Source organism: Mesorhizobium sp. USDA 4775, from assembly GCF_054062655.1.
Window position 1 is genome coordinate 3,956,300 of sequence record NZ_JBSSFM010000001.1, and the last position, 19,323, is coordinate 3,975,622.

A 19,323-nucleotide genomic window follows, 5' to 3' on the forward strand; every position below is an offset into this window, starting at 1 on the left:
TTTCGCGACATGTTCGCGTCGCGCGGCTTCCATGAGGCCGGCATGGCCGGTTCTCGCCGACATGTGATGCGGCTCGAGCATTGACGTCATTTGGCATGGCGTCTTTACTCGCCTGCAAAGGGAGCGGCCATGAACCATTTCACGTCAATCACAGGGCTCGCGGCCGCGTTGTCTCTCTGCGCGGCCGGCGCCTCGGCCGAGACCATGCACATCTTCTGGAAGGACTTGCGCCCGGCCACCCAGGCGGTCGCCGAAGACGCAGGCCTGCCGATGATCGCGGCTAAACTGCCGGATCATGGCGAGACACTGTCCGTCGGCCTGCAGGACAAGACCATACAATTAGCCGGCTATGCATTGCCGGTCGATCGCGATGGTGACCTCGTCTACCAGTTCCTGCTGGTGCCGTGGACGGGCGCGTGCAGCCACATGCCGACGCCGCCGCCCAATCAGATCGTGCTGGTCACGCCAGCCCATCCCTACAAGATGTCGCAAGCCTACCAGTCGGTCGCCATCACCGGCGCTCTGAAACCGGACATGGAGAAAAGCCAGTTGTTCATTTTGGATGGCGTCAGCGTCATCCAGTCCGGTTACAGCGTGCGCAAGGCGGATGTGATCGGCGTCGACACCGTGCCGGACACCGTCACCCTGCCGGTGAACTCGCCCTGGAGTTTCCTCAACAAGAAGAAGAACTGAGCGGGCGCCGCCCGCTCAGGCGGCGTTGGCGCCGGATTCCTTGTCCAGCACCATGTAGTCGAGCGGGATTTCGGTCGTGTACTTTATCTGCTCCATGGCGAAGGACGACGACACGTCACGGATTTCGATCTTGGCGATCAGCCGCTTGTAGAAGGCGTCGTAGGCGGCGATGTCGGGCACCACGACACGCAAGAGATAGTCGACGTCGCCGCTCATGCGGTAGAACTCGACCACCTCGGGAAACTCTTGGATGACCTCGGAAAAGCGGCGCAGCCATTCGTGGCTGTGCGAATTCGTGCGGATGGAGACGAAAACGGTGACCCGCACATTGACCTTCTCGTGGTCGAGAATGGCGACGCGCCGCTTGATGACGCCCTCCTCCTCGAGCTTTTGGATGCGGCGCCAGCAGGGCGTGGTCGACAGGCCGACTTTCTTGGCGACATCGGCCACCGCGAGGGTCGCGTCCTCCTGCAGGAGGCGGAGAATTTTTCGGTCAAGGCGGTCCATTAGAGGCTCCTGAGGAATAGTTTGGCTATATTCCCCTTTATTCGGGGCTTTCACAAGAAAGAAATTCTGCCAATCACTATGAAAGCGAGTGATTTCTTGCTGAATGCCTAGCCAAGGCGATAGCGGATTTCCGAGCGCAGGAAAGGCAGCAAATCCATTTCAAACCACGGATTCTGCTTCAGCCAGCCGCTGTTGCGCCAGGATGGATGCGGCAGCGGCAGCACTTTTGCGCCGACTGAATTCTCCCAGATGGCGCGCCAGTCCATCACCGTTTCGGTCAGCGAAGGGCGGCGCGCGGCGCCCATATGCCAGGACTGCGCGTAGATGCCGATCGTCAGCACCAGGTCGATCCGAGGCATCAGCGCCATCAGGGGCGCACGCCAGGCCGGCGCGCATTCGCGCCTTGGCGGCAGGTCACCACCCTTGGCATCCTGGCCGGGAAAGCAGAAGCCCATCGGCACGATGGCGAATTTCTCGATGTCGTAGAACTCGTCGCTGGTCACGCCGAGCCAGCTGCGCAGGCGGTCGCCCGAAGCATCGGTGAACGGCATGCCCGACAGGTGCACCTTGGTTCCCGGCGCCTGGCTGGCAATCAGGATGCGGGCACTGGACGAGGGCCGCAGCACGGGCCGCGGCTCATGCGGCAGCGGCTTTCCGACGGGGCTTTCGGCACAGATGCGGCAAGCCCGGACTTTTGCGGCAAAATTGTCCAGTTCCAGGCTCAAGCGGCGGCACTCGGCCGGCTGGAGATCGCCTGATGCCAACGCAAGACATTGGTGCACTCCTCCGGCACCTTAAGGCGCGCCGGCTTCATGAAGTCGATTGCGATCAGGCCGGTGATGTCGGCAATCGAATAGCTGTCGCCGGCGGCGAATTCCCGCTTCGCCAACTCGCCATCGAGGATTCTCAGGAACTCCAACGCCTTCGGCTTGTTGGCCTCACCCCATTCAGGGATTTGCGGGATTTCCCATTCCTTCATGGCCGGATGAATGTGGCGAAAGGCCTGCGCGACGCAGCTGAGCAGATTGAACTCCATCCGTCTCTGCCACATCTCGACCTGTGCCTTGCCGAGTGCGCCGCGTCCGAACAGGGCCGGCTCCGGATGCAACTCCTCGAAATACCGGCAGATGGCGACGGATTCGGTGATGACGGTGCCATCGTCAAGCTCCAGCACCGGCAAGCGCCGCAAAGGGTTGCGCGAGCTCACCGTTTGGCCCTTGTGCTCCAGCGCGCCCATGTCGACGGGCACCAGCGGAACCGCGATCCCCTTTTCGACGAGGAAGACGCGTACCCGCCGCGGATTGGGCGCCCGGCCACCGTCGAAGAGCTTCATTTCGATCCTCCCTTTCCTTCCAAGCCGATACGCCTTACCAGAAGCGAAAAATCTCCCGCACGGCGTCGCCGATCGACGCCAGCGTGCCATGTTTTCGCTCCACCACCTCGCCGTGATGGCTGTCGCGCCAGTCCTGCGGCTGGTCGAACGTACCCGCCCAGATACCGACCTTGGCGGCCCGGGCGGTCGCTTCCTCACTTTCGAAGTCGCCAAAGGCGACCGCCCAGCCCGCCTCGACCTGAGCGCGGTTGAGGTCGGTGCCGCCGGCCTTGCAGTCGCCAAGCAACCGGCCATAGCGGTCCCGCTGCCAGCCGCTGCAGGTGACCGGCCTGCCGGCGATCAGGCGCACCAGCGACTGGCGCGCAAGCGTGCCGCAGGCATAGTCGGCGCCGTTCCTGCGGCAGGTCTGTGTGTATTCCGGGGCGTCGATGCCGCGCATGCGGATGCGCTCGGTGCCGAGCGTAATCGAATCGCCATCATTGATCATGGCAGCGCCTTGAGTCTGGCGCGTCTCCACCCGATCGAGGCGCGCCGCCAACAGGATCAGCAGTCCCAGAATGATGATGGCCAGACCATAGTCCAACACCTTGCGCCACAGGCTGCGCGGCGCCGCGTACCGCCGGCGCGATCTTGGCGACCAGGAACGGCTCATATGGCAAACGGTTGGTTAATCATTCGAACGTAGCTTAACACCTTGGAACCGCTGCACGAATAATTTGAAGTTTTTGATGCCCTTGCAACGCTCGAACACAGCGGACAAGTTCATTGTGGACCGCAGGAAACGGCATCGCAACAGCGATGTCGCGCGTGCGGTGCGCAAGACGCGCGACCGTCTTTCGCAGCAAGCCGGCAATCCCGATTTCGACCGCGAATTGTTGAAACTCCACGCCGGCGCCATGACAAGCGGCGCCGTGGCGATCCCGTTGCTCGTGCTGGCGATCGCCGCTGCCGGCTGGCTCGCCGGCGTCGGCAATGAGATCGGGCTCTGGGCGTTGTTCACGCTCATCTGCTATACGATCGTCGCCTTCATGGCGCGGCGCATCGAGCGCACGGAAGCTGCCGAGCTTAACCCCCTGCAAACGCGACGGGAATTCCTGCTCGGCCATTTCCTTTGTGGCCTCGGCTGGGGCTGGTTCGTCTTGCTCGGCTGCGGCGCCTGCCAGGTCGATCAGTTCCAGGTGGTCAAGGCGGTGGTGCTGCTTTTTGCCATGGCCGGGACGGCGCTCATGGCTTCATCGCTGAGCGGCGCGTTGCTGGCGACTTTCGCCGTGCCGGTGGCGCTCTATGCCTACGTCGCTACCAAGCTGTGGATGCCGGTCGAGGCGGTCCTGGCCGGGCTGCTTGTCCTGTCACTGCCTTTCTTCGTCTATGTCGCCCGTCAGCTCAACCGCGCCTCGCTGATGGTGTTGTCGTTCCGCTCCGAAAAAGATGCGCTGATCGCCGAACTGGAGACAGCGAAGTCCATGTCGGACGAGGCGCGGCGGCGGGCCGAGGATGCCAATCTGGCAAAGTCGCGTTTTCTCGCTTCGATGAGCCATGAATTGCGCACACCGCTCAACGCCATTCTCGGCTTTTCCGAGGTGATGGCGAACGAAGTGCTGGGGCCGATGAGCAATCCCACCTATCGGGACTATGCCCATGACGTGCATGATTCCGGCCAGCACCTGCTCGACCTGATCAACGAGATCCTCGACCTGTCGCGCATCGAGGCCGGTCGCTACCAGCTCAACGAAGAGCCGGTGATGCTGCTGAACATCGTCGAGGATTGCTGCCACATGATGGAGTTGAAGGCGCGCAACAAGGATATCCGCGTCATCCAGGATTTCGAACAGACATTGCCGCGACTGTTCGCCGACGAGCGTGCCGTACGCCAGATCACGCTCAACCTTCTGTCCAATGCCATAAAGTTCACTGCCACCGGCGGCGAGATCCGCGTCCGTGTCGGCTGGACGGCGGGTGGCGGGCAATACATCTCCGTCAAGGACAATGGTCCGGGGATTCCCGAGGACGAGATCCCGGTCGTGCTCTCCGCTTTCGGCCAGGGCTCGATCGCCATCAAGAGCGCCGAACAAGGCACCGGGCTCGGCCTGCCGATCGTGCAAGGCCTGCTTGCCATGCATGGCGGCGAATTCGAGCTACATTCCAAGCTGCGCGAAGGCACGGAGGCGATTGCCATCTTCCCGCTGAGCCGGGTGATGGAAGAACTGCCGGCCCTGCCAACCGCGGCGGTGGCGGCGCGACGGCGGTAGGCGACCCCAGCGACTTGCCTCCATTCCGCCTCAAAGGGGACCGCGGACCGCAATGACCGCAGATTGGGATGCCAGCAGCGTCGAAATCAAATCGCAACGGCTTCGCCTCAAGCTCTTTACGGACGTTGATGCTGACGAAGTCCTTGCCGCCATCACGCCCGCAATCACCCGTTTCATGCAGTGGGAACCGCCTCGATCATCAACGGCCTTTGCCGAGGTATGGCGATCCTGGTTGGCGCCGATCCTTGAAGGATCGGATCTGCATTTTGTTGTGCGCTCACTGGTGGACGATCACTGTCTGGGACTTGTCGGCCTTCACGCGGCAAAGACGGCCTGGCCCGAAATCGGAATTTGGATAAGGGGGGACGTCCATGGAAACGGCATCGGCCGGGAGGCCGTCGCCGCCGTGGTGGCATGGGCGTCCGAGGAACTCGATCCGGATGGCTTCGAATATCCTGTCGCCGAAGAGAATATGGCGAGCCGAAGAATTGCGGAAGGCCTTGGCGGTTCAATCGTCGAGACGCGCTCCAATCCGAAATACACCTCGGTCGTCTATCGTCTCCCCAATCCCAGGCGTTGATGCGCCAGGGCGGGAGGCCTCTAGATCCGAACCGCCGCGGCCATGCCTGAACTGGTCAGCGCCGCCGCCTTGACCAGGCCCGCGCCAAGTGCTGCCCCTGCCCCTTCGCCATGGCTTATGCCGAGGTCAAGCAGCGGGCGGAAGCCAAGCAGTTCGGCGGCCCTGGCATGCGCGGGCTCCGGCGACAGGCTGGCGAGAAGACAGTGATCGAGGGCTCCAGGGTTCGCGGCATAAAGCACCGCCGCGGCAGCCGTTGCGGCAAAGCCGTCGAGCAGCACGGGTATCTTCTGCATCCGCGCGGCGAGAATGGCGCCGGCTATCGCGGCGAACTCGCGGCCGCCGACCCGGCGCAGCACTTCCAGCGGGTCGTCGAGATGGCCGTGGTGAAAGGCCAGCGCCGCATCGACCACATCGGCCTTGCGGACCTGCATCGCCGCGTCGGCGCCGGATCCCGGGCCAACCCAGTCGGCACCCCTGCCCCCGAACAGCGCGGCAAGCAAAGCGGCGGCGACGGTGGAATTGCCGACGCCGAGATCGCCGAGGCAAAGCAGGTCGGTGCCGCCCGCGATCGCTTCCATGCCGAAAGCCATGGTCGCCGCGCATCCGCGCTCGTCAAGCGCGGCATCCTCTGCGATGTCGCCGGTCGGGATATGCAGGGCAAGATCGAACACCTTCAATCCCAGATCATAGGCAATGCAGATCTGGTTGATCGCCGCACCGCCTGCCGCGCAAAGCTCGACAGCGTTGGCGGTTGCCGCCACCGGGCGCGGCGAAATGCCATGACGGGTCACGCCGTGATTGCCGGCAAAGACTGCCATCAGCGGCCGTGTTGCCGCGGGCGGAGCCCGGCCGCTCCACGCGGCAAGCCACGCCGCGATGTCCTCGATGCGGCCGAGCGAATGCACTGGCTTGTCGGCCTTGGCAAACAGCGCGCGCACGCGCGCTTCGGCTTTGAGGTCGGCCGCCGGCAGATTGTCGAGCAAGTTGCGAAAGTCGTCGAAAGGCAGAGCGCTGGTCATGTCGTGAGCAATCATTCCTGGATTTCGTGAGCGGCATAGCCGCGTTGCGTGATCGGCACAACCTCTCCCAAACATCCGCCTTGATTGCCGCAAAGATGGCCTGGGAAGACGCGATCGCGAGGGCTTGCATTGGCTTTGCCGTTGCACCATGTGGAGGTGGAAGAGCGGAGTCCGCACGGATCCCGCGAGAGAAAGTCATGACGGCCATCGAATCCCCCTGCATCCTGGTCTGCTCGATCGACATGAAAACCGGCTTCTGCTTCGGTTGCGGCCGCACGCGCGAGGAAATCGGCGCCTGGATGGGGATGACGCCCGAAACGCGCCGCAATGTGATGGCCGAACTGCCGGCCCGACTGGAAACGGTCGAGCGCCGGCCGCGCCGCGAAACGCGCCGCACCCGCATGGCGCGCGAACGCGACGCACTCTAGGGCAGTTCACCGTTTCACGGAAAACGGCGAACCGCACTAACTCTTTGTTTTAACGCAATTCTCACGGGAAAACCGTTCACGCTTTTCCTGGAATTGCTCTAGCGAGGCACGGATGAGCAGCCGACTGTTCTGGATTCTGATGGCGGTGATCGGCGTGGGCGCGGCCCTGCTCGTGCTCAATGATTCCGCCGGCAGCACGCTTGGGGTCGAGAATTACGATTTTGGCCGGCTGATCTGGCTTGGCGCCTTCGGCGCCCTGATCGGCGCCGGCCTGCTGCGATCAGGCCGCCCATTGGGCGACATGGCCCGCAGTTTCGGCGCCTGGGCGGCAATCGTGCTGGCTCTGATCGCCGGCTACCAGTACCGCTACGAACTGCAAGACATCGCCAGCCGGGTGACCGCGGGTCTCGTTCCCGGCAGCCCGCTGGCGCTTGGCGTCGAAGACGGCCACGCCACGGTGACCCTCGACAAGGCCGACAATGGCCATTTCGAAGCGCGCATCCTGGTCAACGGCAACCCGATCCGGGCCGTTGTTGACACCGGCGCGACCAGCACGGTGCTGACGTCGGAAGATGCGCAAGCCGCCGGCTTCAATCCGGCCGCGCTCAATTACACGATACCGGTTTCGACAGCCAACGGCATGGCGCGCGCCGCCGCGGTCAAGACCGATGCGGTGGCGATCGGCGGCATCGTGCGTAAGGACATGCCGGTGATGGTCGCGGCCCCGGGCATGCTGAGCCAGAGCCTGCTCGGCATGAACTTCATCGGCTCGCTGTCGGGCTTCGACGTGCGTGGCGACCGCATGATCCTGCGGGACTGAGCTCAGGCCGCCTCGGCCGCCCCTCCACCGAATTCGACGGCCGCGAAAGCCGTCTTCAGCACGTCAGGCCCGGCACCGGGCCGGTTAGCGTCGGTCGACAGGATCTGGCGGTAACGGCGAGCACCCGGCAATCCGTGGAACAACCCGACCATGTGGCGGGTGACATGGCCGAGCCGCCCGCCCTGTTCGATGTGGCGCGCCGCATAGTCCGCCATGGCATCGATCAGTCCGGCGAAATCGAACGCCTCGGGCTTCGCGCCGTAGAAGCCGGCGTCGACGCCCGCCAGAATACCTGGCGTGTGGTAAGCGGCGCGGCCAAGCATGGCGCTGTCGACATGATCGAGATGCGCGCGTGCCTCCTCAAGCGACTGAATGCCGCCATTGATGCCGATGAATTTGCTCGGTTTTCCAGCCTTCAGCCGATAGACCCTGTCATAATCGAGCGGCGGGATGTCGCGGTTTTCCTTGGGGCTCAACCCCTCCAGCCACGCCTTGCGCGCATGCACCCACAAGGCGTCGGCGCCGGCCGTGAAAACCCCGTTCGCCAGCGCATCCAGCGCCGGCTCCGGATCCTGTTCGTCGACGCCGATGCGGCACTTGACGGTGACGGGTATTGCCACCGCCGCCTTCATTGCCGCGACGCAGTCGGCGACGAGGTCGGGCACCTTCATCAGGCAAGCGCCGAACGTGCCCGACTGGACACGATCGGACGGACAGCCGACATTGAGGTTGATCTCGTCATAGCCGAAGGCTTCGCCAATGCGCGCCGCCTCGGCAAGTTTCGCCGGATCCGAGCCGCCGATCTGCAGCGCGACCGGATGTTCCACCGCATCAAAACCGAGCAGCCTTTCGCGCGCGCCCTGTATGACCGCGTCGGCCACCACCATTTCGGTGTAGAGCAGCGCATGGCTCGTCAGCTGACGATGGAAGAACCGGCAATGCCGGTCCGTCCAGTCCATCATTGGCGCCACGGCGAGTCTATGCTCTTGATTTTTCAGCATTTTTTCTTTAACATCAATTCGTTAGTCGAAAGCGCGGCCACGCCACTTTACGCCAGAATACGACCCTTTTCGCCACGTTTCGATCTCCCAGTGCACACGGAGCGCACACGAAAAAATGGCCACCTACACAAAACTCTCGTCCGGTTCCTGGCGCCTCCAAGTCCGTCGCAAAGGTCGCTACGTCAGCGAGACCCCTCCTGCGCCCCGACGCAGCACGGCGCTGGGCAACCGGAACTGTGTGCCAAGTCGATCGCGGTGAGACGCCGACCAAGTTCCGCACAGCGCCCAAAAAACTCTTCGGCGAACTCATCGACCTTCATATCGACGACATGTGCGATATAGGCAAGTCCCCTCGCCGCTCCAAGGCCGCATCCGGCAAACCCAAACCTTTCGCGCCCAGCTCCTTGGCGTAAGCAAGATTTCGCACGTTTGCGGGTCCAACGCCCACCACTTGCGGCCGTTTCTATACTGAGCAATACTGCTATTGGGGAAGTGTGGGTTGTTGGGGGCGTACTATGCCAATTTACGATGTCGCAGAGATGCGCCTCGATCGAATTATTAGATCGAGGGCGGTCGAAGCATGTAGTCCAGACGCGGCTGCATTGATCATGAATTCGCGCAGATCAATCTCCCAAAAATGGGAGAAAGATTGGGTCCGCGTGACTGACGAAAATGATGGGCGAGTATTCGCTTTCACAATCGCCAGGCGCGAGCGGATGGCCGACGATAAGGAAGTCGACGATCCGTGTGCGTGAGGTGCGGCAGACCTGAGAAGCGGACCGTCCGGCGGACACCATTCCGGGCAACCTCCAACGGAAATTAGCCAGTGCAACGATCGGATGACGTAGCAACAACTCGCCGGGCGAAGACCCCTGCCACCTCTAGCCCGGCGAGCCTGCTACCCGATCAGGAGCGTGATCAGGGCCCGGGATCACCCGGTGCCCCTGGTCCAACGCAAGATCGATGCCCAGCGCCCCTGTCCCGAAATGGGACGATAACGCCATATCGAGCGCCTTCTGCTTGTCTTTTGGTGGTGAACAGCGGTGCTCCAGTGCGCCTGTCGAAGACGTTGACCAGTAGGTCATTGCAGGCTTGTCGGGCATCAACGGCCCTCCCGTCCTTCATATGCATGCTTCGCGCATATTTACATTGGCGCATACGTCGACCAGCCGGCGGCGCCGTGCTCACAAACAGCCCGTCGGTTAGGCCCGGTTCCTATTCACATCCCAACTTATAGGCGCCGGGCCGTATATGGAGGACCCTCATGGAAGCAGTAGGCCTTTACCGGTGCCCTGGAATTCCGCCATTTGCCTGCATTGTAGAGCGGGCCAAGGCTAGTTACATCAGCCGGGACGCCTACAGAGCCGGCGGCTACAAGCCAGACTTCGACGCGTTGCCTTGGGAAGCTGAGTACAGGGCCGCAAAACAAAAGGCCTAGGAGGCAAAGAAACCTGCCCCATTCCTTTGAATGAGCGGCGGATCGTCGCCGGTGACATCCTTTACCGTCTTAAACAGCGCCTCATGCGTCCTTTGGAGAGCTCGGAAGTGCTCGCTGGTTGTGGGGATATAAGCCGCCTCACGATGTTCTTGTGGAGCGCTTCCGCCGCCGCCACCAAGCACTCCATTCAGCCTGAGATAGCTGCTTGGAAGATGTGGCTCTGGCCATTGGCGATCTCCATTTGGCGGTCGCCGCAATGGAGGATTATATTCCTCTACTCGATCGAGCGCACAAGGGCGATGATGCAGTTATCAACTGCGGTCGCCTGGAGGCGCGGACCGTCGAGCCTCTCTACCAGCCTTTGCCGCAGCACCGACAGCCGGTGGCTGGGTCAACCGGCCCTAAGGGCCAGTTATAATCCACGGGTTGGTATCATATCCCAGGTGCGGCTTATCCGGCTTTGTTCCGTCCGGCAATTTCGCTGTTCCGGTCAAGTTGCAGTCAAGCTCTGGCCTCGGCCTCTTGCTCGAATGCTTGGTAGAGCAAAGGGCCGTAGCATCACTGACGGCCACCTTCTTCTCCTTGGCAACGGCGACTCCAGTCGCAGCGATCACGAGTGCCGCGCAAACTATAACCACTCTCATCGTAATTCCCCACGGTTGCGCATCCCCAAGATGCTGGGAGTGACGTTACGTCAGTTTTATATTAGCGCAAGCGAATATTAAGACCATGCTCGCTTTGGGGACAAGGCTGAACCGAAGCCCGCCCCAGACAGTTTTGCCCCAGTCCGAGGCGGGCTGTGGAAGCGCGCTCGGCACGAGCTTTTTCGATCGTCGCGAAGCCTTTGCCTCCTGCTGGTTCCGCGCGGTTTCCGGAGATTGCGGGTGGCGGGTTTACTGCTGATCAGACGATGCGCAACAGCTCGCGCAGGCGGACCGGTAATCTGGGCGAGGCCTGTAGCTCGGCGCAGCTCGTCTCCCATTGCCGCAGATATTCACCAATGGCCAGGCCGCTACGGCCGGGCCAGCGGTTGAGTGCCCCCAGCGCCTCGATGCAGTCCGGCGCGCGGTCGTATTCGGCGAGGATGGTCAGCGACATAGCCTGGGCGAACGGATTAAGGGCGGGCATTTCGATCTCGCCGCGATGATCGGTGAACCATGCCGCGGCGTCGCGGGTGAGCCCCTGGCTAACGTCGAGAGCCGTATAGCGGTCGATGATATCCTGGCGGTATCGGGCGATGGCATCGCCGAAGGCGTTGTCGCCGGCGAAGGGCGGGTTCTGCTTCCAGCTTCTCGCCAGACGCCCAAGCCCGCGCAGCGAGTGGGCCTCCACCATGGCTTCCTCGAGCCATTGGCAGGGCGGCGCCGGCTTGGCGTCCGGCTGCCAGCTGTTGCAGAGCACATGGCCGAGCTCGTGGCCGAACTGGTAGGCGAGCTTTGACCAGTCCCGTTCGCCGATGTCGACGATGATCCAGGCCATGCTGGTGCCGTCCGGATGCAGCCAGATGGCCGGCGTGCCAGAAGTGTGTTCGTCGACACGCAGCCGCGTCGGCTGGCGGTCGGATACAAGGCGGACGCCATCGAGGCAGGCATGCCGCATGCGCTCGACGACCTGATCAGCCGCGCCCTCAAGCATGCGGCCCCAGTCGCCGGCAAGCTCGATGGGCGCGGTCAGGAGGGTTGGCTGTGGGCGGGCCGAGGGAGTTTTGGGGCGCATGGCTGCGTAGGCTTTCCGAGAGCGGCTCAGCAGCGCAGCTGGTGCCAAGCTGGTAGCCAACGAGACGGCCGCAAGTATACTGAACTTTCGCCTGTTCGTCAGCTTATGCTCCTTTGTCCAAACATACCCATCGAGGTGTGGTGCGGAGCGCGCGATCGCTGGACTTACGCAACCCCACACCCATTGAACAACACGTTAGGGTATGTAACTTGCTAAGTTCCCTTTGCAGCGACGACGAACATTTGAATCGGTAATGGCACTGGTCATGCACCGATTTGCGCCATGTCCCACAGACACATCGCCTTCGATGCGTAGTGCTCCTCCGGCATAACCAGGAGTGGCAGCGGCAAAGAGAATGGCGGTTGCTGTAAGTTGAGAAATCCGAATCCGCCCGTTTCCTGCGCAATGTCCTGTGCCGAGGTCGAATGGCTTGAGGTGAACAGCCAGCGCGCGCCGCATTTTTTGAAGTTGCGCAGCGCGCGCCAAATGTCGGGTTCGGTCAGATGCTGCAGACAGTCGCGTGAAAAAATGAGGTCAACGTTCGGCAGTGGTTCAACAGCCAGATCGAGCACGTGAAATTCGCGATCCGCATATCGCACACGGTTCGTTTCGATGACTTCCGGCACGATATCGCAGCCAATGTAGTGCGTTTTGCCCAAGTCGACGAAGCGCATCCAGTTGAAGTCACCGCAGGGCGCATCGAGCATGGAGTTCACATCCAGTGCGCGCAAAAGCATCGGCAGTACGGTTCGGACACGATGCGTCGTTGCGTATGCTGAACCGAGTCCGGAGCGCGATTCCGCGGAGCCCCACTCGTTGCTTTGGTAAATGCGCGCGAAAGCTTCGCGGGAATCATCAGGCGTGCCTTGCGTCATCGAATGCACCTCATCGACGCCGGTGACGTGCTCGATCCCGATTCCAGCCGCATTGATTGAAAACGGAAAAGTCGTCAAGCACGCTTACTGGAAGGGAATAGGGCACTATGCGACAAATTTCAACGAATTCGATGTCGGCGCGCGTTGTTGCGGGCCAGCGTCATCGGCGTGGAACTCGTTTTCCAACCGCCTGACTAGGCCAATCCCGCCGGCGTCCATCTCGACCCTTTTTGCAAAATGGCCAAACTCGCTTACCATCATCCCAAAATCAGGGATCAAGGGAGGGGTCTTTCGTGGGTGCGAGTTTCAACCAGGCCGGGTTCGTCAAGCGAATATTTACTTCGCATGGAACTACCCTCTTCGTAGACACTTCGTCTGGCGAGCTTCGGCATGGGCTTATGGAGTATAGCCCAAACAATGTGTTGCTGACTAAAGATGGCAAATCGGCCCATATTCGTTTCGTTGATGGACCGACTGATATTGTCTATTTCACTGAGTACTCTGCAATCTCGGGTTCTAAGAGAATAGATGGGATCGATGCTCTCAATTTAATGCCCGATAACACGCTGACGATCGTGGATCTGCCCAGAAACAAATTTGGGCTTGTTCAAAATGGGACCTTTCTGTCCGCACGATCTGATGGTCGTATTACTCTATCCGCTCCGCTATGCAGAGGTTGGGAAAATTTCCATTTCCGCAACGATGCGTCTGAGGTAAGCGGAGTTATTGTTAGTCACCGCATTGATGGTAAGATTATCACCTTCTTCATACAGGACCGAACCGACATAATTCAGTCTATCTTATTTGGAGGGGACTTTTATGAGCGCGACACGCTCGATCTGATTCGCGATCGCTCTACACCAGGCAAAGTGTTTGTCGATATTGGTGCGAATATAGGTAATCACTCTATCTTTATGTCAAAATTCTGCAGTCCATCTGAGGTGATAGTTTTTGAACCCAATCCGAAAGCGATTGAAATACTTAAGTTAAACGTCCTATTGAACGCTTGCGCAAACATAAACACGAGCTATCTCGGCCTCGCCCTTGGTTCAAAAGCGGCCCAAATGCGTGTCTTTTCGCCGGATCCCAATAATATGGGTCGAGCCCAAATGCTCGACGACGATGATGGAAATGTCAAATGCGTCGCTGGAGACCTCCTCTTGCAACAGAAACCGGTTGGCCTCTTGAAGATTGATGTGGAAGGTTCAGAGTTCGAGGTGCTCAGAGGAATGCAGGGGACGATCGAAACTTGGCGCCCGAACATACTTATCGAAGTGTGGCCGCAAAGCCAGCAAGATCTTTTCTCGTGGTGCGACTCTTTCCGCTACGTTGTCCAAGAAACTTTTCCCACGGACAATAACTATTTCTTGGCGCCCATTGAGAGGCAGTCTTGAGGCGAAGCAAGAAGTGTCGGGCTGAACGTGCGATCGACGCCAAGTTCACTGCCGATTCGCGACTTCCCGATCTGATGCCTGCTCGTCGTCGTGAATGACCAGTGGCGGCATGCAGACGAACGCTTGCATCGAGTCATACACCGCGGACATTGCACAGTCGATGCCCTCATCCTCGAGGACCACTCCAGTCCCAGGAAACGGAATAAGCCGCTTTCGAAGAGGTAGGCATTTTTCAAGAAGTACTTGAGCTCCCCTTGGAGTTACTGAATAAGCCATTGCACCAAAGGAATGGACTAGTCGGATAAGAGATCGCGGATAGGTTTCAGATTGAAATTGGGCCGGAATCTGTTTGTGTTGTCGGTTGTAGAACTCCAGCTTGGCTTTGGAGAAATCGAAGTTCAACCACAGGAATAGAGGGTCGAAATTGAATCCCCACTTTACCATATCCCAGTTCTCTGGAGCCATGGACAGAACGCGAGTCGACTCCTCAAGAAAGTTGAACGACGAGTAAACGTCGTCCTCGAAAATGGTAATTGGCCGCTTCTCGGATACCGCTAACTTCCACAAGTTGATGTGCGATAGAGCACATCCCAATGCGCCCGGCAGATACCCGCAATCCTCGGCAATCACTCCATCGTCCACCAAGGTTTGCAAGGTCGACCTATCGAGGGATGCTCCGTCGACGGCCGATACCCGAATTGTATTGGCGGCTAGATGAGGATTCCTATCTTGATATTTGCGCCAGCGCTCGACGCTGCTGTCCAAGTTTATTAGGTGAATTTGCGGCGGCTCCACACGTCGGGCTGGCATCGGTACGGCGCCCGGAGGCGTGGCGGCAGTGAATACCGGCGTGTCGCCGGCACCGTGCAACAGCGCTCGGGCGCGCTCGATCCCGTCACTCACATAATATTGGCCATCGCCGAAGGTGATGTAGCCATAGACCTGTCGGTTATCCATATACTGGACGATGCCGGCCTTGCGGGCGCTGTCGGCAAAGATCACGTACTCGTAGCGTGATGTGGCGTCCTCGTATGTCAGTTCGGTCAGTACGTCGGCGCGGACAAGATACGTACAGTGCACAAGCGGCATCTCGATAATGCCGCGCACGTGGCGGTTGAGCACCCAGCCATATTGATCGCACTGCATATAGTAGCCGTTGGCGTCGATCTCAGCGTGGTAATTCGAATAGTACTGCCCGGGCGAGATGGAGCGAAGCAGGGGAGCGACGATCGGCACGTCGAGCGCGACAAGCTCGCGTAGCGTGGCCGGTCGCACGAAATTATCGACGTCGGCAACGAAATAGAAATCGCAGCTGTGTTCGAGAGTTTTCCGCAAACTTATGTTGCGGATTCGGCCAAGCACCCTGAAGCGCGTCTCGTTCCATTCGTGTTCGCCAAACTGCTCGACTCTATCGGCCACGTTGGAGGCATCGAATTCAACCGCGGCATAGAGGTGACCAACGCGCTCCACCCATTCGCGCAGTATGTGCTCGGTCCTGTCGGTGTTGTTGTTTGTCCTGATGTACAGGACGATCGACGCCTTCGGGTAGTCGAGCTCCTCGATGCACTCAAGGTACAGCGGCAGTGCCGGCTCTTTCTGCTTTGCCAGGATTGTCACCAGGATGCGCGGCGTGCCCTTGATGCGCGACCGCAACGACCGCTGCGGGACAAGCCTGTGCTGGTCGATCAAGCTCTCGGTCCCGAACGCCCCAAGTTTCGGCGGCTCATTGACCGGAAGCTTGCCGGTGGCGAAGCGCGCGTTGGCCACCACACGCTTCGTCATTTCAGCAGGCAATTTGTCGGAGGCGAGCAATTTTAGACAAGCGTCGAGCGATTCCCGGTAAGCGCCTGCCCAGTAGGCATTGACGGCAAACTCGTCGAGCACTCCGTAATCGTAGACCCAGGGCTGAATGAAAAGTCCGGCGGGTTGAACAAGGTCGAGCCCTCGACGCGCAAATTCCGTTCCTTCCGCATTCCGGCCCTGGCTGCGGCAATAGAGGCTCGCGGCGTGTAGAGCCTCCGCGCGGGCGGGGACGACCTGCGCCGCGCGCTCAAAGGCGGCAACGACCTCCTCGAATGGCCGCCCCAGTGCTGCCATCAGGTTGCCCGCCTCGAGCAGGCTGACATAGACCTCCTCGTCCCAAAAACCCAGCTCGGCACGCTTCAGATAGGTCGCCAGTGATTTTTCCCGCTCGCCGGAATCCCTGTAGCTCTGTGCCAGATAGAAGGTGTATCGCGAAACAAGGAAGGGGTCGGTCTCCGTTGCAAGCGCATTTTCAAGAACGGCCGAGTCGTCCTGGTACTTTCGCGGGTTTTGACTGCGTGCTCCGCCACGCCCCGTCGCCACGCGAAAACCCTTGGCGGTCTCCCGCGTGAGATGGCCAGGAGGGGCCTCGAGATATTCGTGCAGAACGCCCTTGAAGGCGAACGGCAGCCGGTTGCGGCAGATCTGCGGGCGATAAAACGAAATGCCACCATGTAACACCTCGACGTCGTATAAATCGTGTTCCATCTGCGACTTGAACCTGATCGGATCGAAGTCGGCGTCCCGGATCAGAACATCGTCCGCGTCGATGATCATTGCATAGTCGACAGTCTCGATTTCACGCAATCGTTCAAGGGCGAAGGTCCGGTTGTACGCGAAGTCCCGCCATGGCTCGTCAATGACAGCGCCTTGGACATTGTGATCGGCGAGGAAGCCGCGTATCAGGTCTTGCGTGCCGTCTTCGGAACCCGTGTCGACGATGAGCACGTAGTCGACAAGGGGGAGCACGCTGGCGAGGCATTGCAGGATGACCTTCGTCTCGTTCTTGACAATCATGCACAGGCCGATGGTGCTCATGCGATTCCTTCAGCTGAGCAGCGGTCGTTGCGCGCCTGCTCGAAATTGTGGAATGGGAATTCGTGCAGCTCGCCCGGCAGGTTGCGGGCAGCGAAGAACGATTTGATGAAATCCTGGGTCCCGTCGGTCGAGCCGGTATCGCCGATGACACAGCAGTCGATGTGGTCGACAACCGCCCCGAGACAGCGTTGAAGGTTCGCCATCTCGTTCTTGACGATCATGTCGAGGCAGAGCCGCTTGCCGTTCGCCATTCGTGATCCATCGGCCCTCAATGTGACTGTCGGCGATAAGGACGGTTCGCGTGTCGCCGCGCCATGCCGGATCCGTTTCGATGCGGATTTGCCAAGTCTCGATCGCTCATGCCTTCCCCTGCTGTCGCTGTTCACTTGCCAGTCCGGCCGCGCAACAGCTGATATTTCCAAAGAGCCGATCATTCCTTCTCACGGATCTCACAGGTCGTCCTCTGGAAACCGCGCTTAACCTTATCCATCGTGGTTAGCAGCCAGCCGTCGTGCCAGCCGGCGGCAACCGCGATCGTGAAAGGACCCTGCCCCAACTGCAACCGCCGGCATTCACCACTTCGTCCGGTCACCGGTTTAGGTTCGGTATTTCGCCGCCATTTGCAGGCTGCCGTCAAGGTCGAGGCACCCACATCCGCTGACACATTGCCAACCCGTCTGGCTGCGCCATCGTCGATGGGTTTGCATGGAAGATGGAGACCTTCAATTGCTGTCCGAAGCAGGCAGGATTGCAAGTAATCCTAATAAGCATCTGATTTTCATAACGGTTTTCTAACCCAGCCCGCTGCTATTGTTAAAGCGGCGCTACCCTGCTTTCAGCTAATTTAGTAATTGCTTAATTTATAGTTTACAACTTGCTAAATTTCGAATTTACTAAAATACGGTGTTGAGGGACGCCCGCGGATCGGACGGCCGCATGCCCGAATTTCTGCGTAAGTCTCTCTCAGGGAGTTGAGTTAGAGGGTCTGGGTAATCAGGGCCGTTTGGCAGATTGTAAGGTGCGTCCCCAGGGCGCGCCAACGGTGTGTCGTGTCCATGCCCTCCCCTTTGGAGGCGGACGGCCTCCCATTCCTTCGAGAGTTGTCGCCGAGACGTCAGCGTCACGGTAACGGGAGTGGGTTGTGATTCAAGTGGCATCGCGTGCGTATCGCAAGATCTGTGCAGGCCCCAGACTGCACGGGGTCGATAGAACACTGCGGCTAGGCGTCGTCAGAACCGACCGGCCGAATGGGCTGACCGGCGCGCCTCGGCCCGCGTTTCCGAACCCTTTTTCATCCATCCCTCGATATCCGATTTCGGCACGATCTTCCGGAACCGGAGGCAAGAGGCCAGTCGATCGCTCCCGCCGCCGAACGTCCGGCCGCGCGGCCGGGCGCTCGGAACGAATTTCATCGATGCACTGTCGCACGCACTTCGAACACCAGCTGCGCTGACCTGGCCGGGCGGCGGGCATTTGGCGCCAACGGCAATTGACGGCGCGGCACTGTGGCCGCGGACCAAGGAGGATAGGATGAGCTACATAGCAGGGTTTGCAGTGATGGAAGTTGCCGTTAGAGGCGTCTTGCCCATCGGCGACACCACCGAAAATGTGCCTTATTTTATCCTGGACACGGCCAAGAACGCCGTCGTCGGCCAGGTCATTCTTCCCAAGGCCGTCAAGCGAAGCCTCGCCGTCGCTCTCACCGTCAAGGTTCCCGCCGCAGCCGGCTCATTTGCGATTGGCACGTTCGACGATGGCGGGAATTTCCAGGCCTGTAGCTTCCTCCGCGTAGAGAGCCCCGCTGTCGAACGGCCTGACGGCGCCGTCGGCTCGTCGGGAAGATGACCGCGCCGCCCAAAGATCCTTCTTCCGACCGCTCGCCGGCCAGCCGATGGGCGGTTTTCCCTTGAATTGAATTCGAAGCCAACAGGAGCCAGTCATGGCCCGTGCCTCTGAAATTCTTTTTGTCGATTCTTCGATCTCCGACCTCGAGACCGTTCTCGGCAACCTTAGGCCCGAAGTCCGGGCTGTCGTGCTCGATGACCGCCAGCCGGCGGCGCGGCAGATTTCTGCCGCGCTCGCAGGGCACGCAGGGCTCGATGCGGTGCACGTCATCGCACATGGCGCGCCTGGCCGGGTTAGCTTCGCTGCAGGAGAGTGGTCGGTCGGGACAGTGGGAGATTCGGCTGAGGATCTTTCCGCGATCGGCCGGGCGCTTGCCGCGGACGGCGAACTGCGGCTGTGGAGCTGCGAGACGGCATCAGGGGATGTGGGCGAAGTCTATATAGGGGCGCTGCAAGAGGCGGTGGGCGCGGACGTTCGCGCATCCAGGTCGCTGATTGGCTCGGCCGCCCTGGGCGGCGCCTGGGAGATATCCGCACGCGCCAGCGCGTCCACGCCTTTGCCTCCGATGACTACAGCTGGCGTGG

The 19,323-nt window shown here is 60.4% G+C and carries 17 protein-coding genes and 1 pseudogene; 8 read left to right on the top strand and 10 right to left on the bottom strand.

Features of this window, described 5'->3' with window-relative positions; genetic code table 11:
- Positions 1-129 precede the first annotated feature (129 nt).
- Entirely contained in the window at positions 130-693 is a 564-nt protein-coding gene (locus tag ACVILI_RS19480; RefSeq protein ID WP_019858125.1) for a DUF3299 domain-containing protein, read from the top strand.
- Between the two features lie 15 nt (positions 694-708).
- Here the strand turns inward: ACVILI_RS19480 and ACVILI_RS19485 are convergent, their stop codons facing one another.
- The 4 genes from ACVILI_RS19485 to ACVILI_RS19500 form a co-directional block, all read right to left on the bottom strand.
- Positions 709-1,200 carry an Lrp/AsnC family transcriptional regulator gene (locus ACVILI_RS19485; RefSeq protein WP_006205209.1) on the bottom strand — a complete coding sequence of 164 codons (492 nt, stop codon included), beginning with the start codon at positions 1,198-1,200 and terminating at the stop codon, positions 709-711.
- Positions 1,201-1,307: 107 nt separating this feature from the next.
- A complete protein-coding gene (locus tag ACVILI_RS19490) occupies positions 1,308-1,982 on the bottom strand; it encodes a uracil-DNA glycosylase family protein (protein WP_038646800.1) in 675 nt (224 codons plus the stop codon).
- Positions 1,922-2,533: a glutathione S-transferase gene (locus tag ACVILI_RS19495; protein WP_038646802.1), complete on the bottom strand. Its 612-nt coding sequence runs from the start codon at positions 2,531-2,533 to the stop codon at positions 1,922-1,924. The genes ACVILI_RS19490 and ACVILI_RS19495 overlap by 61 nt, the downstream gene beginning before the upstream one ends.
- 34 nt (positions 2,534-2,567) lie before the next feature.
- Entirely contained in the window at positions 2,568-3,185 is a 618-nt protein-coding gene (locus ACVILI_RS19500) for a thermonuclease family protein (protein ID WP_038646804.1), read from the bottom strand.
- A gap of 76 nt (positions 3,186-3,261) precedes the next feature.
- Here ACVILI_RS19500 and ACVILI_RS19505 point away from each other — a divergent pair, with 76 nt between their 5' ends.
- Both ACVILI_RS19505 and ACVILI_RS19510 read left to right on the top strand, forming a co-directional pair.
- Complete coding sequence (locus tag ACVILI_RS19505) at positions 3,262-4,782, top strand: ATP-binding protein (RefSeq protein ID WP_019858130.1); 1,521 nt, start codon at positions 3,262-3,264, stop codon at positions 4,780-4,782.
- A 52-nt stretch (positions 4,783-4,834) separates the two neighbouring features.
- Positions 4,835-5,362, top strand: a complete 528-nt coding sequence (locus ACVILI_RS19510; protein WP_038646808.1) for a GNAT family N-acetyltransferase — start codon at positions 4,835-4,837, stop codon at positions 5,360-5,362.
- A 20-nt stretch (positions 5,363-5,382) separates the two neighbouring features.
- Here the strand turns inward: ACVILI_RS19510 and ACVILI_RS19515 are convergent, their stop codons facing one another.
- On the bottom strand, positions 5,383-6,381 hold the full coding sequence (locus ACVILI_RS19515) for a nicotinate-nucleotide--dimethylbenzimidazole phosphoribosyltransferase (protein ID WP_038652675.1): 999 nt from the start codon (positions 6,379-6,381) through the stop codon (positions 5,383-5,385).
- 197 nt (positions 6,382-6,578) lie between these two features.
- On the opposite strand from ACVILI_RS19515, the gene ACVILI_RS19520 reads away from it, so the two are divergent.
- Positions 6,579-6,809: a DUF1289 domain-containing protein gene (locus tag ACVILI_RS19520; protein WP_010909481.1), complete on the top strand. Its 231-nt coding sequence runs from the start codon at positions 6,579-6,581 to the stop codon at positions 6,807-6,809.
- Between the two features lie 112 nt (positions 6,810-6,921).
- Positions 6,922-7,629: a TIGR02281 family clan AA aspartic protease gene (locus tag ACVILI_RS19525; RefSeq protein WP_038646810.1), complete on the top strand. Its 708-nt coding sequence runs from the start codon at positions 6,922-6,924 to the stop codon at positions 7,627-7,629.
- A 2-nt stretch (positions 7,630-7,631) separates the two neighbouring features.
- Here ACVILI_RS19525 and dusA read toward each other — a convergent pair whose 3' ends face one another.
- From dusA to ACVILI_RS19540, 3 genes are all read right to left on the bottom strand, one after another.
- Positions 7,632-8,630 (bottom strand): tRNA dihydrouridine(20/20a) synthase DusA, encoded by a 999-nt coding sequence (gene dusA, locus ACVILI_RS19530; protein ID WP_038646812.1) that lies wholly within the window; start codon positions 8,628-8,630, stop codon positions 7,632-7,634.
- 2,341 nt (positions 8,631-10,971) lie between these two features.
- The gene (locus tag ACVILI_RS19535; RefSeq protein ID WP_051726794.1) at positions 10,972-11,784 is read right to left on the bottom strand and encodes a hypothetical protein; all 813 of its coding nucleotides are present in this window, start codon (positions 11,782-11,784) and stop codon (positions 10,972-10,974) included.
- 263 nt (positions 11,785-12,047) lie between these two features.
- A complete protein-coding gene (locus tag ACVILI_RS19540) occupies positions 12,048-12,737 on the bottom strand; it encodes a class I SAM-dependent methyltransferase (protein WP_240564776.1) in 690 nt (229 codons plus the stop codon).
- 215 nt (positions 12,738-12,952) lie between these two features.
- Here ACVILI_RS19540 and ACVILI_RS19545 point away from each other — a divergent pair, with 215 nt between their 5' ends.
- A complete protein-coding gene (locus tag ACVILI_RS19545; protein ID WP_148307377.1) occupies positions 12,953-14,053 on the top strand; it encodes an FkbM family methyltransferase in 1,101 nt (366 codons plus the stop codon).
- 45 nt (positions 14,054-14,098) lie between these two features.
- Here the strand turns inward: ACVILI_RS19545 and ACVILI_RS19550 are convergent, their stop codons facing one another.
- Together ACVILI_RS19550 and ACVILI_RS19555 are read right to left on the bottom strand one after the other, a co-directional pair.
- The gene (locus tag ACVILI_RS19550; protein ID WP_240565352.1) at positions 14,099-16,894 is read right to left on the bottom strand and encodes a glycosyltransferase family 25 protein; all 2,796 of its coding nucleotides are present in this window, start codon (positions 16,892-16,894) and stop codon (positions 14,099-14,101) included.
- The gene (locus tag ACVILI_RS19555; RefSeq protein WP_038646821.1) at positions 16,891-17,145 is read right to left on the bottom strand and encodes a glycosyltransferase family protein; all 255 of its coding nucleotides are present in this window, start codon (positions 17,143-17,145) and stop codon (positions 16,891-16,893) included. Before ACVILI_RS19555 ends, ACVILI_RS19550 begins: the two co-directional genes overlap by 4 nt.
- 1,279 nt (positions 17,146-18,424) lie before the next feature.
- Between ACVILI_RS19555 and ACVILI_RS19560 the strand changes: the two genes are divergently transcribed.
- Positions 18,425-18,739: a hypothetical protein gene (locus tag ACVILI_RS19560; protein ID WP_069092176.1), complete on the top strand. Its 315-nt coding sequence runs from the start codon at positions 18,425-18,427 to the stop codon at positions 18,737-18,739.
- Positions 18,740-18,833: 94 nt separating this feature from the next.
- Positions 18,834-19,283: pseudogene (locus ACVILI_RS19565) on the top strand (DUF4347 domain-containing protein); the annotation flags it as partial.
- Positions 19,284-19,323 lie beyond the last annotated feature (40 nt).

Excerpts from the sequence above, each read along its gene's own strand:
- ACVILI_RS19480 (WP_019858125.1), top strand. The coding sequence starts at position 130 with ATGAACCATTTCACGTCAATCACAGGGCTCGCGGCCGCGTTGTCTCTC.
- ACVILI_RS19505 (WP_019858130.1), top strand. The coding sequence starts at position 3,262 with ATGCCCTTGCAACGCTCGAACACAGCGGACAAGTTCATTGTGGACCGC.
- ACVILI_RS19550 (WP_240565352.1), bottom strand. The coding sequence starts at position 16,894 with ATGAGCACCATCGGCCTGTGCATGATTGTCAAGAACGAGACGAAGGTC.
- ACVILI_RS19555 (WP_038646821.1), bottom strand. The coding sequence starts at position 17,145 with ATGGCGAACGGCAAGCGGCTCTGCCTCGACATGATCGTCAAGAACGAG.
- ACVILI_RS19520 (WP_010909481.1), top strand. The coding sequence starts at position 6,579 with ATGACGGCCATCGAATCCCCCTGCATCCTGGTCTGCTCGATCGACATG.
- ACVILI_RS19515 (WP_038652675.1), bottom strand. The coding sequence starts at position 6,381 with ATGACCAGCGCTCTGCCTTTCGACGACTTTCGCAACTTGCTCGACAAT.
- ACVILI_RS19485 (WP_006205209.1), bottom strand. The coding sequence starts at position 1,200 with ATGGACCGCCTTGACCGAAAAATTCTCCGCCTCCTGCAGGAGGACGCG.
- ACVILI_RS19510 (WP_038646808.1), top strand. The coding sequence starts at position 4,835 with ATGACCGCAGATTGGGATGCCAGCAGCGTCGAAATCAAATCGCAACGG.
- ACVILI_RS19495 (WP_038646802.1), bottom strand. The coding sequence starts at position 2,533 with ATGAAGCTCTTCGACGGTGGCCGGGCGCCCAATCCGCGGCGGGTACGC.
- ACVILI_RS19525 (WP_038646810.1), top strand. The coding sequence starts at position 6,922 with ATGAGCAGCCGACTGTTCTGGATTCTGATGGCGGTGATCGGCGTGGGC.
- ACVILI_RS19560 (WP_069092176.1), top strand. The coding sequence starts at position 18,425 with ATGAGCTACATAGCAGGGTTTGCAGTGATGGAAGTTGCCGTTAGAGGC.
- dusA (WP_038646812.1), bottom strand. The coding sequence starts at position 8,630 with ATGCTGAAAAATCAAGAGCATAGACTCGCCGTGGCGCCAATGATGGAC.
- ACVILI_RS19500 (WP_038646804.1), bottom strand. The coding sequence starts at position 3,185 with ATGAGCCGTTCCTGGTCGCCAAGATCGCGCCGGCGGTACGCGGCGCCG.
- ACVILI_RS19535 (WP_051726794.1), bottom strand. The coding sequence starts at position 11,784 with ATGCGCCCCAAAACTCCCTCGGCCCGCCCACAGCCAACCCTCCTGACC.